Origin of the sequence: Pseudomonas sp. B21-048 (assembly GCF_024748615.1) — a bacterium.
Classification (GTDB): Bacteria; Pseudomonadota; Gammaproteobacteria; order Pseudomonadales; family Pseudomonadaceae; genus Aquipseudomonas.
This window is the reverse complement of record NZ_CP087168.1, coordinates 618235-632081: the sequence shown is the minus strand read 5'-3', so window position 1 is coordinate 632081 and position 13847 is coordinate 618235. Positions and strand designations below refer to the sequence as shown.

Here is a 13847-nt window from a genome sequence, read left to right as displayed (position 1 = left end):
CTGCGGGTTTTCTTTTGAAGAAGTGACTCACCGCCTCGATGAACAAGTACCTCTTGTCCGGCCTCTGCCTGCTCGCGATGAATAACAGCGCCCAAGCGCAGCCGCTGACTCTGCCGACCGGCACCATCACCGCACCGGCCTTTGACGACGACACCGTCAGCCTGAACACCCCGACCACCGCCGGTTCGCGCCTTGATCTGACGTCGCTGGAAACCCCGGCCAGTGTCGAAAGCCTGACCGGCGAACAAGTCCGCTCACGTGGTGATCGCAGCGTCCAGGATGCAGTGTCGCGCAGCACCGGGATCAGCCGCACCGGTACGCCCGGCGATGGCGGCACGTCGTTGTCGGCGCGGGGTTTTACCGGGCAGGGTTCGGTGATGCAGTTGTTCGACGGCAACCGGTTGTACTCCGGCATGGGCACCGTGACCTTCCCGGTCGACACCTGGTCGGTGGAGCGGGTCGATGTGCTGCGCGGCCCGGCGTCGGTGCTGTACGGCGAAGGCGCGACCGGCGCAGTGGTCAACGTGATCCCGAAAAAGCCCTTTGAAGGCGAGATCGAAAATCACGTTCGCCTCGGTTACGGTTCCTACGATAGCCAGCAGCAGGCCTTCGACAGTGGCGGTTCGTTGAGCGATACCTTGAGCTACCGCTTGAACCTCAATCGCCTGCGCAGCAACGGTTGGGTCGACCGTGGAGATTCATCCAGCGACTTCATCAGTGCAGCCCTGCGCTGGCAGGCAACGGACGACTTGGCCTTCACCCTGGCCCATGATTACGGCGATCAGAAGCCGATGAATTATTTCGGCACGCCGCTGATCAACGGGCACTTCAAAGAGAGCCTGCGAGACAATAACTACAACGTCAGCAATGACAAGCAACACTACAACGATCAATGGACGCGCCTGACCAGCGACTGGCAGATTTGCGAGAACATCAGTTCGAGCAATGAACTCTATTACCTCAAGGCCCAACGTCGCTGGCAGAACGCCGAGAACTACAACTTCGACCGCGACACCCAACAACTCAGCCGCAGCGGGTATTTCGGCATCGGCCATAAGCAGGAACAGGTCGGCGACCGTCAGACCTTCACTTTCAAGCACTCACTGTTCGGTCTCGACAGCCAGACCGTGACCGGAGTCGATTACAACCGCATCCGCTTCCAGCTCGACAGCAATTCGCCGTTCACTGACGTCTTGCCCGATGGCCAACCGGTCGACCTGTATCACCCGCAACGCGGCAACTTTGAGAGTGCCGATCCGTACCGCAATCAGTTCCAGTCCACCACCAGACAAATGTCGGCCTTCGCCGAGAACCGCACCCAGCTGAGCGAACGCTGGTCCCTGGTGACGGGTGTGCGCCGCGACTACGTGCATGTGGACCGCGACAACCTGATCGACGGCAGTCAAAGCGACAAGACCCTGACCGGCAACAACTGGAAGGCCGGCCTGGTGTTTGCCGTGACGCCGGACACTTCGTTCTACAGCCAGTACGCCACCAGCACCGATGGTGTCGGCGGTTTGATTTCCCTGAGCCCGAGCCAGCAGCAATATGACCTGGCCACCGCCAGGCAGACCGAAATCGGTGTGAAGCAGATGTTCTGGGAGCAACGCGGCGAATGGACCCTGGCGGCCTATCGCATCGTCAAAAAGAAACTGCTGACCGATGATCCAGGTAATCCGACGCTCAAGCAGCAGGTTGGTCAGCAATCGTCCAACGGGCTGGAAGCCAGCCTCGATCTGCAACTGCCGCACGCCTGGCAACTGCAAGCCAACGCCGCCATCGTCAAAGCCGAATACGATGACTTCAAAGAGGTGGTCAGTGGTGTGCCAGTGTCGCGCAACGGCAATCGCCCGGTGGACGTGCCACGGCGCACGGCGAATCTGTGGCTGAGCAAAGCGATCAACGATCACCTGAAAGCCGGGGCCGGTGTGCGCTATGTCGATGCGCGTTATGCAGACATGGCCAACCAGAACGAATTGCCGAGCTACACCGTGGTGGACACCACGCTGTCATGGAAAGCGCTGCGTAATACGACGCTGGGGTTGCAGGTGAACAATCTGTTTGACCGTCAGTACGCCCAAAGCCAATACAATGGGGGCCAGCAGTGGATCCTCGGCGAGCCGCGATCGTTTTTTGTCACCGCTGATTACACCTTTTAAAAGATGGAATGCTCTTGTGGCGAGGGCGCTTGCTCCCTCGCCACCGGTGTGTGCTGACTTGAACGATCATCAGGAATGAAATGACCTCGCTGAACCTCACAAACCTCGCCTGGACACCCCTGGGCCACGGCCATTGCCATCACCAGTTCCAGCTGCGTGACGCATCGCTGCACGTGGCCGCCGGGGAGTTCGTCGGGTTGATCGGCCCCAACGGCAGCGGCAAAACCAGCCTGTTGCGTTGCGCCTATCGTTTCAGCAAACCGGAAAACGGTGAGGTCAAACTCGACCACCACAACGTCTGGAAGCAATCCTCCCGCTGGTGCGCGCAACGCATCGCCGTGGTGTTGCAGGAGTTCCCCGACGCCTTTGGCCTGACCGTCGAAGAAGTGGTCGCCATGGGCCGCACGCCGCACAAAGGCCTGTTTGATGGCGACACCCTTGACGACCGAAAACTCGCGACCCACGCCCTCGAATCGGTCGGCCTCAAAGGCTTCGAAGACCATGCCTTCGCCACCCTTTCCGGTGGTGAAAAACAGCGGGTAATCCTCGCCCGCGCCCTGGCCCAGCAACCGCAACTGCTGATCCTCGACGAGCCGACCAATCACCTCGATCCGCGCTATCAGCTGGAGCTGTTGCAACTGGTCAAACGCCTGCAGATCGGCACGCTGGCAAGCATTCACGACCTCAATCTGGCAGCGGCCTTCTGTGATCGACTGTACGTGATCAATCACGGGCGCATCGTGGCCAGCGGCCCGCCCAAAGAAGTCCTGACCGCACAACTTTTGCACAACGTGTTCGGCGTCGATGCCCTGATCGATGACCACCCCTTGCACGGCTACCCACGAATCACCTGGATAACCCAACCATGACTTTGCGTTCCCTGCTTTGCCTCGCGCTGTTGCTGGGCAGTGCCCAAGCATTGGCCGAGGCCACTCATTACCCGCTGACCGTCCAGAGCTGCAACCGCGAAGTCACCTTCAAGGCAGCGCCGCAACACGCGGTCAGCCACGACATCAACATGACCCAGATGATGCTCGCCCTCGGTCTCAAACCAAGGATGGCGGGATATAGCGGCGTGACGGGCTGGAAGTCGGTGACGCCCGAGATGCAGACCATCCTCGATGGCTTGCCGGAGCTGGCGGCCAAGTACCCGTCGGTGGAAACCCTGCTCAACGCCAACGTCGATTTCTTCTTCGCCGGTTGGGATTACGGCATGCGCGTCGGCGGTGATCTCACGCCGCAAACCCTGCAACCGCTGGGCATCAACGTTTACGAACTCACCGAGTCCTGCGCCTTCGTCATGCAGCGCCCGCCCGCCAGTCTGGAAGACACGTACAACGACCTGCGCAACCTCGGGAAAATCTTCGACGTGCAGGACCGCGCCAACGCCGTGATCGCCGAGATGCAGGCGCAAGTCGCCGACATCCGCAAGGATCTGCCGACGGACAAACCTCGGGTATTTCTCTACGACAGCGGTGAGGACCGGGCCATGACTTCCGGTCGTCTCGGCATGCCTCAGGCGCTGATCGACGCCGCCGGTGGGCGCAACATTCTCGACGACGTCGAGGCGAGCTGGACTCGGGTGAATTGGGAGAACGTGGTCGAGCGTAATCCGCAGGTGATCGTGATCGTTGATTACGGCGAAGTCACCGCCGAGCAGAAGGAACAATTCCTGCTGAATAATCAGGCTCTGCAATCGGTGGACGCGATCAAGAACCAGCGATTCATCGTCATTCCGTACGTGCAGGCCACGCCCGGGATCGACAACGTGCTGGCGGTCGAAACCCTGGCCAAGGGTTTCCACGGCGAATGATCGATCGTCGCTATGCCTTGTTGCTGATGGCCCTCGGCGCGCTGTTGCTGGTGTCGTGCGTGGTGTCGTTGGGCTTCGGCCCGGCTCGGGTGCCGGTGGAGGTGGTGTGGCGAATATTGCTGCACAAGATTTTTGGTTTCGGTGCTCCGGACTGGACGGCCGGGCAGGAACACATCGTCTGGCTGATCCGCGTGCCGCGCATGTTGCTCGGTGCACTGGTGGGCGCCGGTCTGGCGTTGATTGGCGCGGTGCTGCAAGCGGTGACGCGCAATCCGCTGGCTGATCCGCACCTGCTCGGTGTGACCTCCGGCGCGACCCTCGGCGCGGTGATTGTGGTGCTGCATGTCGGTGAAATTGTCGGGTTGCTGACCTTGCCGATTGCTGCGTTTCTCGGCGCGTTGTTGAGCATGTTGATTGTGCTGATGATCGCCAACCGTCATGGGCGGCTGGACAGTGATCGTCTGCTGTTGTGCGGAGTGGCGGTGTCGTTCGTGATGATGGCGATCGCCAATTTGCTGCTGTTTCTCGGTGATCACCGCGCCAGTTCGGCGGTGATGTTCTGGATGCTCGGCGGGCTCGGGTTGGCGCGTTGGGAACTGCTCGCGGTGCCGGCCGCGAGTGTGTTGCTTGGGTTGGTGTTGTTGCTGGGGATGGCCCGGCCATTGAATGCATTGATGGCGGGTGAACAGACCGCCGTGACCCTCGGCCTGAATGCTCGCACCGTGCGGCTGCGGGTGTTTTTGATTGCCTCGTTGATGACTGGGGTGTTGGTATCGATCAGTGGGTCTATCGGGTTTGTCGGGTTGATGGTGCCGCACATTGCGCGGCGATTGGTCGGGGCTGAACACCGGCGACTGCTGCCGGTGTGCGTGTTGCTGGGCAGCCTGTTCCTCGTCTGGGTCGATGTGGCCGCACGCACCCTGATCGCCCCTGAAGACTTGCCCATTGGCGTCGCTACTGCGGCAATCGGCGGGTTGTTCTTCATCGGCCTGATGCGCCGCCGCTAACTCCAACAAGGACACCACAGGATTTGTGTCGTACACAAATTTTGGGATTGATCGTTCCCACGCTCCCGCGTGGGAATGCCGCCAGGGACGCTTCGCGTTCCGTTTTTGAATGTTTAACGCATGTGTCAAAACAGGGAACTTTCCCACGCCTTTTTCAGGTTGTTCGTCGGACGCGAGCCCTCTAGTCTTGGGCTGTCGCTGAAAACTCAGCGACCGGGCGTGAGAACCCGGTAGCCCTGTTAATCCAACATCAGTACCACCATAATTGCCGCCAGCTTACCGCTGCGTGCAATGCTCTATGGCGGCTGTGTGCGGGCGGACTTCGGTCCGGCCGGGTTTGGGGTACGACCGGTTTCTCACTCCGCACATAGCTGCCACCCCTTCATCGCGTGAGAAACGATAAGTGGTGGCTCCATTTGATTTGGTGCCCCTAATGAATAAAAAAATCGTTCCCGATCCACCCGTCAACACCAGCACTCCCGACCCCGAAACCTTGCGCGCTGAAGACCTGCTCAAAGACCGTGAAGCCATAAAACGCGCCCTCGACCACTACATCGATCCCCCGGCGCCCTACACCGAAAAACCCCGCCGCCCCAGCACCATGTTCATCGTCGCCCCGAGTATGGATACCGAAAGCCTCCTGGCCCACGCCTGTGAATCGTTGGCCACAGCAAGTGTCCTGACCAGCGATTTCGCCAACAATCTGACCGGCCCGCAGCGCTACTCGGCGCTGGCGATTCAACAAAGCATTATGCTGGCGGAGCTGGCGGTGAACCGGGCGCTGGATAACGTCGACCCGGCGTAGTCCCCCACTCTCTGGGAACGAGCCTTTGTGGCGAGGGGGCTTGCCCCCGTTCGGCTGCGAAGCAGACGTAGAACATTGCACGCGGTGTGCCTGATACACCGCGATTGCAGGTTTTGGGGTCGCTTCGCAACCCAACGGGGCGATGCGGCGTTCCGACAAGCCCCCTCGCCACAGGTTTTGTGTTCACTGCAGATTTTCGTCAACCGACCTCGCCCCAATGTGGCGCACCCGCTCGCACCAAGCCCCCCGCCGCGTTCCTTCATGGTGCGCTGCCAAACCCGCGCAACCGCTCTAGTACGACATTTCCTTGCCCTTCCCCCGACCGGGCACAGCCCTTGCTAAAGACCCTTCAGTCGTCCGCATCTGCCAACCATAAAAAACGTTAACGTTCATGGAGATCGCACAATGAAGCGTCGCAGTTTGATCAAGGCTTTCACACTATCGGCAAGCATTGCCGCGATGGGCATGGCCTGGACGGTCCAGGCCGCCGAGACCATCAAGGTCGGTATTCTGCATTCGTTGTCCGGGACCATGGCGATCTCCGAAACCTCGCTCAAAGACATGGCGTTGATGACCATCGACGAAATCAACGCCAAGGGCGGCGTGAACGGCAAGATGCTGGAGCCGGTGGTGGTTGACCCGGCATCGAACTGGCCGCTGTTCGCCGAAAAGGGCCGGCAGTTGCTGACTCAGGACAAGGTGGCGGTGGTGTTCGGTTGCTGGACGTCGGTGTCGCGTAAATCAGTGTTGCCGGTGTTCGAAGAGCTCAACGGCTTGCTGTTCTACCCGGTGCAGTACGAAGGCGAAGAGATGTCGCCGAATGTGTTTTACACCGGCGCGGCGCCTAACCAGCAGGCGATTCCGGCGGTGGAATACTTGATGAGCGAAGAAGGCGGCAGCGCCAAGCGCTACTTCCTGCTGGGCACCGACTACGTTTACCCGCGCACCACTAACAAGATTCTGCGCTCGTTCCTGCACGCCAAAGGTGTGGCGGACAAGGACATCGAAGAGGTCTACACCCCGTTCGGCCACAGCGACTATCAAACCATCGTGGCCAACATCAAAAAATTCTCCGCCGGTGGCAAGACTGCGGTCATCTCCACGGTCAACGGCGACTCCAACGTGCCGTTCTATAAAGAGCTGGCCAACCAGGGCCTGAAAGCCACCGACGTTCCGGTCGTGGCGTTCTCCGTGGGCGAAGAAGAACTGCGCGGCATCGACACCAAACCGCTGGAGGGCAACCTCGCGGCGTGGAACTACTTCGAGTCGGTCGAGAACCCGCAGAACAAGAAATTCGTCGCCGACTGGAAGGCCTACGCCAAGAAACACAACCTGCCGGGCGCCGACAAAGCAGTGACCAACGACCCGATGGAAGCCACTTACGTCGGTATCCATATGTGGGCGCAAGCGGCAGAGAAAGCCAAGTCCACCGACGTCAACAAAGTTCGCGAAGCCCTGGCCGGCCAGACCTTCGCCGCGCCGTCCGGTTACACCCTGACCATGGACAAGACCAACCACCACCTGCACAAGCCGGTGATGATCGGCGAGATTCAGGCCGACGGTCAGTTCAACGTGGTGTGGCAGACCGAAGGGCCGATCCGCGCTCAGCCGTGGAGCCCGTTCATTCAGGGTAACGACAAGAAGCCGGACTATGCGGTGAAGAGCAACTAAGCCATTGGGGCTTGAGCATGGAGCTCGAGCCCGACACAACTCCTGTGGGAGCGGGCTTTTGTGGCGAGGGGGCTTGTCGGAACGCCGCATCGCCCCGCTCGGCTGCGAAGCAGTCGTAAAACCGATGCGCGCGGTGTGCCTGATACACCGCAGTTGCAGGTCTTGGGGTCGCTTCGCAACCCAACGGGGGCAAGCCCCCTCGCCACATACGTCGGCCCCCACAATGTCCGCGCAAGGCCAATGACATGCCCACCGCCCTTTACCGCTTGATCCTCGCCATCGCGCTGTTATTGCCGATGGCCACCCACGCCGGCGACGCCGAAGACTTCGTCGCGGCCAATCCCGTGCAACAAGCAAAGTTGCTGGAAACCTGGGCCGCGCAGCCCGATCCGGCCCGTATCGAACTGATCAGCGCCCTGCAACAAGGCGAATTGACCATCGATGGCCAACCGAAAACCCTGCGCCTGAATAACCGCCTTCGAGGTCTGATCGACACCGCGTTGGCCAGTCACCAATTGCTCGCCACCGACGCCAAAATCCGCTTGGCCGCCGCGCAGCAATTGCAGAAAAGCGCAAAACCCGCGCAACTGAAATTCCTCGACCAGCAACTCGCTGGTGAAAAAGACGAAACCGTTCACGCTGCCCTGAGCCTTGCGTTGGCCAATCTGCAACTGATCGACACTGATCCGGCCGTACGCCTCGCCGCTGTGCGTTTGCTCGGTGAAACCGGCGACCCATTGGCCCGCACCCGCCTCGAAGGCTTGCTGGAACCCGGTGTCGAAGCCGACGCCAATGTGCGCACTGCCGCCGAAACCAGCCTGGCCCAGGTCAAACGCAAACTGCTGATCGGCGAGATGCTTGGGCAGGCCTTCAGCGGTATGTCCCTTGGTTCAATTCTGCTGCTGGCGGCGTTGGGTCTTGCAATTACATTCGGCCTGCTCGGCGTGATCAACATGGCCCACGGCGAGATGCTGATGCTCGGTGCTTACTCGACGTACGTGGTGCAGTTGATGTTCCAGCGCTTCGCCCCGCAAGCCATCGAGTTCTATCCGCTGATTGCTTTGCCAGTAGCGTTTTTTGTCACCGCCGGGATCGGCATGGCGCTGGAGCGCACGGTGATTCGTCACCTCTACGGTCGCCCGTTGGAAACCCTGCTGGCGACGTGGGGCATCAGCCTGATGCTGATTCAGTTGGTGCGCCTGGTGTTCGGCGCGCAGAACGTCGAAGTGGCCAACCCGGCGTGGTTGTCAGGCGGGATTCAGGTGCTGCCGAATCTGGTGCTGCCGTACAACCGCATCGTGATCATCGCGTTCGCCTTGTTTGTGGTGGTGCTGACCTGGCTGTTGCTGAACAAGACGCGCCTCGGTTTGAACGTGCGTGCCGTCACCCAGAACCGCAACATGGCCGCCTGCTGCGGTGTACCGACCGGGCGCGTCGACATGCTCGCCTTCGGCCTCGGCTCGGGCATCGCTGGCCTCGGCGGTGTGGCGCTCAGCCAGATCGGCAACGTCGGCCCGGACCTCGGCCAGAGCTACATCATCGATTCGTTCCTGGTGGTGGTACTCGGCGGTGTCGGTCAATTGGCCGGTAGCGTATTGGCCGCCTTCGGTCTGGGCATCGCCAACAAAATTCTCGAGCCGCAGATCGGTGCGGTGCTGGGCAAAATCCTGATCCTCGCGCTGATCATTCTGTTCATCCAGAAACGTCCGCAAGGCCTCTTCGCACTGAAAGGACGGGTGATCGACTGATGAACCAGCCTCTACTCGTTACCGCAACACAAAAAGCCGGCCCCAAAGTCACGATTGCCGTTGGCGCAGTGATCCTCGCTCTGCTGCTGGCGTTGCCATTGCTGTCGTTATTGCCGGCGGACAGCTCCTTTCATGTCTCGGCTTATACGCTAACCCTGGTGGGCAAAATCCTTTGCTACGCCATCGTCGCTCTGGCCCTCGATTTGGTCTGGGGTTACGCCGGCCTCTTGTCGCTGGGCCACGGTCTGTTCTTCGCCCTCGGCGGTTATGCGATGGGCATGTACCTGATGCGCCAGGCCTCGGGTGATGGCTTGCCGGCGTTCATGACGTTCCTGTCGTGGACCGAATTGCCGTGGTACTGGACCGGCACCAGCAGCTTCCTCTGGGCCATGTGCCTGGTGGTGTTGGCGCCGGGCCTGCTCGCGCTGGTGTTCGGTTTCTTCGCCTTCCGTTCGCGGATCAAGGGCGTGTATTTCTCGATCATGACCCAGGCCCTGACCTTCGCCGGGATGCTGCTGTTTTTCCGCAACGAAACCGGGTTTGGTGGCAACAACGGCTTTACCAACTTCCGCACCATTCTCGGGTTTGGCATCACTGAACCGGGGACGCGTGCAGTGTTGTTTTTCGCCACGGTGCTGTTGCTGGTGGCGAGCCTGTTCATCGGTTGGCGTCTGGCGCAGAGCAAGTTCGGCCGGGTGCTGACTGCCCTGCGCGATGCGGAAAATCGCTTGATGTTCTGCGGCTACGATCCACGCGGTTTCAAGTTGTTTGTCTGGGTGTTGAGCGCGGTGTTGTGTGGTTTGGCCGGCGCGCTGTATGTGCCGCAAGTCGGCATTATCAACCCGAGTGAAATGTCGCCGACCAACTCCATTGAAGCCGCCGTTTGGGTAGCTCTCGGTGGTCGCGGCACGCTGATCGGTCCACTGCTCGGTGCTGGTGTGGTCAACGGGATGAAGAGCTGGTTCACCGTGGCGTTTCCGGAATACTGGCTGTTTTTCCTCGGCGCGCTGTTCATAGTCGTGACGTTGTACCTGCCTAAAGGCGTGATCGGGTTGCTGAAGAAAAGGGGTGAGTAATGAGAGTGACTGCAACGGCTGAATTCATGCTCGAACCGGCCTTTTTTCCGCCGCTGGAGCCCAACAGGGACGCCGGCAGCAGCCGCGATGCCATCGGCCTCGGCCAGAGCGCCGGCAAAGGCCTGAACACCCGACACGGCACCATCCTGACCCTGGAAGACATCAGCGTCAGCTTCGATGGTTTCAAAGCGCTGAACGATCTGAACCTGTACATCGGCGTCGGCGAACTGCGCTGCATTATCGGCCCCAACGGCGCGGGCAAGACCACGTTGATGGACGTGATTACCGGCAAGACCCGGCCCAGCCATGGCAAAGCCTGGTTCGGTGAAACCCTCGACCTGACGCAGATGAGTGAAGTGCAGATTGCCCAGGCCGGCATCGGCCGCAAGTTCCAGAAACCGACAGTGTTCGAAGTCCTGAGCGTGTTCGAAAACCTGGAGTTGGCGCAGAAGACTGACAAGTCGGTATGGGCCAGCCTGCGGGCTCGTCTCAGTGGCGAGCAGAAAGATCGCATCGCTGAAGTCTTGGAAACCATTCGCCTGACCGCCTCGGTCAATCGCCCGGCAGGGTTGTTGTCCCACGGTCAGAAGCAGTTTCTGGAAATCGGCATGCTGCTGATGCAGGACCCGCAATTGTTGCTACTCGATGAGCCGGTGGCGGGCATGACCGACGCCGAAACCGAATTCACCGCCGAGCTGTTCAAGAGTCTGGCCGGCAAGCATTCGCTGATGGTGGTGGAACACGACATGGGCTTTGTCGGTTCCATCGCCGACCACGTCACCGTGTTGCATCAGGGCAGCGTGCTGGCCGAAGGGTCGCTGGAACAGGTGCAGGACAATGAGCGGGTGATCGAGGTGTACCTCGGCCGCTGAACCCTATGAGCATGCTCTTATGTGGGAGCGAGCCTGCTCGCGATAGCGGTTTATCAAACAACATAATTGTTGCCTGACCCACCGCTATCGCGAGCAGGCTCGCTCCCACAGGGATTGAGGAGAATTTGAGAATGCTGCAAGTCGACAAGCTGCATCAGTACTACGGCGGTAGCCACATCCTGCGAGGCCTGACGTTTGAGGTGAAGGTCGGCGAAGTCACCTGCCTGCTCGGGCGCAATGGCGTGGGCAAGACCACCCTGCTCAAATGCCTGATGGGTTTGCTGCCGGCCAAAGAAGGCGCGGTGAACTGGGAGGGCAAACCGATCACCACATTCAAGTCGCACCAACGGGTGCATGCCGGCATCGCTTACGTGCCTCAGGGCCGGGAAATCTTTGGCCGACTGACCGTGGAAGAAAACCTGCTGATGGGCCTGTCGCGGTTTCCGGGCGCTGAAGCGAAGGAAGTCCCGGCGTTCATCTATGAGCTATTCCCGGTGCTGCTGCAAATGAAGCAACGGCGCGGCGGTGACTTGTCCGGTGGTCAGCAACAGCAGCTGGCGATCAGCAGGGCACTGGCAAGCCGTCCACGGTTGCTGATTCTCGACGAACCCACCGAAGGCATCCAGCCGTCGGTGATCAAGGAAATCGGCGCGGTGATCAAGCAGCTTGCGGCGCGCGGCGACATGGCGATATTGCTGGTGGAGCAGTTCTACGATTTCGCCGCCGAACTGGCCGATCAGTACCTGGTGATGTCCCGGGGCGAGATCGTGCAGCAGGGTCGCGGCGAAAATATGGAAGCCGAAGGCGTCCGTGGACTGGTTACGATCTAACCTGCAGCCTCCTGACGATAATCAGAAATCATGAATTTACCTGCACCCATCACGCTGTTCACCCCCAGCTGGCATGCCGAGCTGGAACTCGGCTACGCCCGTTTTGGCGACAGCACACGCCCGGTGCAGCGTCGCCACAAAGGCCCGTTGCGGGTACAAAAGCATTTGTATGCCGAAGGCCCCGAGGTGTGTCAGCACATCATCGTCCACCCGCCGGGCGGGATTGCCGGGGGTGATCGGCTGGACATCTCGGCCAGCGTCGGCACGCACGCCTGGGCGCAAATCACCAGCCCCGGCGCCGCCAAGTGGTATCGCGCGGCAGGGCCGGCTTATCAGAAACTCGACCTGCGCGTGGCCGCCGGTGCTACGTTGGAGTGGCTGCCGCAAGAGACGATTATCTTCAGCGATGCTCAGGCGGAACTCAGCACCAGCATCGACCTTGAGGGCGATGCGCGGTTGTTCTACTGGGACGTGGTGGCGCTGGGTCGCCCGGCCAGTGGCGAGCGCTTCGACCTCGGGCATTTTCAGGCGCACCTGGATATCCGCCGCGACGGCCAGTTGCTCTGGCACGAACGCCAGCGCATTGTCGGGAACGATGGTTTGCTGGATTCACCGATAGGCCTGGATGGCCAATCGGTGTTTGCGACGTTACTGGTGACCGGTGAAATTGATAGTGAATTGCTGGAGAAGTGCCGTTCGTTGCCCCATGACGTGCACGGGGATCTGACACAGTTGCCGGGGCTTTTGGTCGCCCGATGCCTGGCCAGTGAAGCGCTGTTGGCACGGGGTTGGCTGATTGATTTGTGGCGGTTGCTCAGGCTGGCATTACTGGGCCGAGAAGCCGTCCTACCACGAATATGGAGCACCTGAACACCGACCCCTTGTAGGAGCTGGCTTGCCAGCGAGGGCGTACTGACTGACGCCAAAGGCTTCGCTGGCAAGTCGGAACGCCGCATCGCAGCTCCTACAGGAAAAAATTCAAGACCTTTCTAATCTGCCCTGATGGATCTCTACGATGGACCTGACCCCACGCGAAAAAGACAAGCTGCTGATCTTCACCGCCGGCCTCGTGGCTGAGCGGCGTTTGGCTCGCGGCGTGAAGCTCAATTACCCGGAGGCCATGGCCTATATTTCCGCGGCGCTGCTCGAAGGCGCGCGTGACGGCCAGACCGTGGCCGAGCTGATGCATTACGGCACCACCCTGCTCAGCCGCGAACAAGTGATGCAAGGCATCCCGGAAATGATCCCGGAGATCCAGGTCGAAGCGACGTTTCCCGACGGCACCAAACTGGTCACCGTTCACCAACCGATCGCCTGAGGCCGCGCCATGACTTACCACATCCGCGATGCGCTGCTCGCCGACCTGCCAGCGATCCGCGACATCTACAACGACGCCGTCCTCAACACCACGGCGATCTGGAACGAACAGGCCGTGGACCTGGGCAACCGCCAAGCCTGGTTCAGCGCCCGGCAAGACCAGGGCTATCCGATCCTGGTGATCGTCGACGGCGATAACAGCGTACTCGGCTACGCTTCATTCGGTGACTGGCGCCCGTTCGATGGGTTCCGCCACACGGTCGAGCACTCGGTGTACGTACGCAACGACCAGCGTGGCAATGGCCTCGGGCCGCAACTGATGGAAGCACTGATCGAACGCGCCAAAGGCTGCAACAAACACGTGATGGTCGCCGCCATCGAAAGCGGTAACGGCGCCTCGATTCGCCTGCACGACCGGGCCGGTTTCGTCGTCACCGGCCAAATGCCGCAGGTGGGTACCAAGTTCGGTCGCTGGCTGGACCTTACCTTCATGCAACTGATTCTCGACCCGGGCGTCATGCCACCCGGTCACCACAAGGAGTGATACCC

Annotated in this window: 13 protein-coding genes; all 13 read left to right on the top strand. The window is 60.5% G+C overall.

Going from position 1 to position 13847, the window contains the following annotated elements; genetic code table 11:
• Positions 1-38 precede the first annotated feature (38 nt).
• On the top strand, positions 39-2159 hold the full coding sequence (locus LOY56_RS02840) for a TonB-dependent siderophore receptor (protein ID WP_258619654.1): 2121 nt from the start codon (positions 39-41) through the stop codon (positions 2157-2159).
• A gap of 80 nt (positions 2160-2239) precedes the next feature.
• Positions 2240-3028, top strand: a complete 789-nt coding sequence (locus LOY56_RS02835) for an ABC transporter ATP-binding protein (protein ID WP_258619652.1) — start codon at positions 2240-2242, stop codon at positions 3026-3028.
• Positions 3025-3972 (top strand): ABC transporter substrate-binding protein, encoded by a 948-nt coding sequence (locus LOY56_RS02830; RefSeq protein WP_258619651.1) that lies wholly within the window; start codon positions 3025-3027, stop codon positions 3970-3972. Before LOY56_RS02835 ends, LOY56_RS02830 begins: the two co-directional genes overlap by 4 nt.
• Positions 3969-4979: an iron ABC transporter permease gene (locus LOY56_RS02825; RefSeq protein WP_258619649.1), complete on the top strand. Its 1011-nt coding sequence runs from the start codon at positions 3969-3971 to the stop codon at positions 4977-4979. Before LOY56_RS02830 ends, LOY56_RS02825 begins: the two co-directional genes overlap by 4 nt.
• A gap of 433 nt (positions 4980-5412) precedes the next feature.
• Positions 5413-5784, top strand: a complete 372-nt coding sequence (locus LOY56_RS02820) for a DUF6124 family protein (protein WP_258619647.1) — start codon at positions 5413-5415, stop codon at positions 5782-5784.
• A gap of 405 nt (positions 5785-6189) precedes the next feature.
• Positions 6190-7455, top strand: a complete 1266-nt coding sequence (gene urtA, locus LOY56_RS02815) for an urea ABC transporter substrate-binding protein (protein ID WP_258619645.1) — start codon at positions 6190-6192, stop codon at positions 7453-7455.
• Positions 7456-7700: 245 nt separating this feature from the next.
• Complete coding sequence (gene urtB / locus LOY56_RS02810) at positions 7701-9203, top strand: urea ABC transporter permease subunit UrtB (RefSeq protein WP_258619636.1); 1503 nt, start codon at positions 7701-7703, stop codon at positions 9201-9203.
• Positions 9203-10279 carry an urea ABC transporter permease subunit UrtC gene (gene urtC, locus LOY56_RS02805; RefSeq protein ID WP_258619631.1) on the top strand — a complete coding sequence of 359 codons (1077 nt, stop codon included), beginning with the start codon at positions 9203-9205 and terminating at the stop codon, positions 10277-10279. The genes urtB and urtC overlap by 1 nt, the downstream gene beginning before the upstream one ends.
• Positions 10279-11151, top strand: coding sequence for an urea ABC transporter ATP-binding protein UrtD (gene urtD / locus LOY56_RS02800; RefSeq protein WP_258619624.1), 873 nt, complete (start codon positions 10279-10281; stop codon positions 11149-11151). Before urtC ends, urtD begins: the two co-directional genes overlap by 1 nt.
• A 131-nt stretch (positions 11152-11282) precedes the next feature.
• Positions 11283-11981: an urea ABC transporter ATP-binding subunit UrtE gene (gene urtE, locus LOY56_RS02795; RefSeq protein ID WP_258619616.1), complete on the top strand. Its 699-nt coding sequence runs from the start codon at positions 11283-11285 to the stop codon at positions 11979-11981.
• A 30-nt stretch (positions 11982-12011) separates the two neighbouring features.
• Positions 12012-12851 (top strand): urease accessory protein UreD, encoded by an 840-nt coding sequence (locus LOY56_RS02790; protein WP_258619608.1) that lies wholly within the window; start codon positions 12012-12014, stop codon positions 12849-12851.
• Positions 12852-12996: 145 nt separating this feature from the next.
• Positions 12997-13299: an urease subunit gamma gene (gene ureA / locus LOY56_RS02785; RefSeq protein ID WP_038978753.1), complete on the top strand. Its 303-nt coding sequence runs from the start codon at positions 12997-12999 to the stop codon at positions 13297-13299.
• Between the two features lie 9 nt (positions 13300-13308).
• On the top strand, positions 13309-13842 hold the full coding sequence (locus LOY56_RS02780; protein WP_258619598.1) for a GNAT family N-acetyltransferase: 534 nt from the start codon (positions 13309-13311) through the stop codon (positions 13840-13842).
• The last annotated feature ends 5 nt before the right edge of the window (positions 13843-13847 follow it).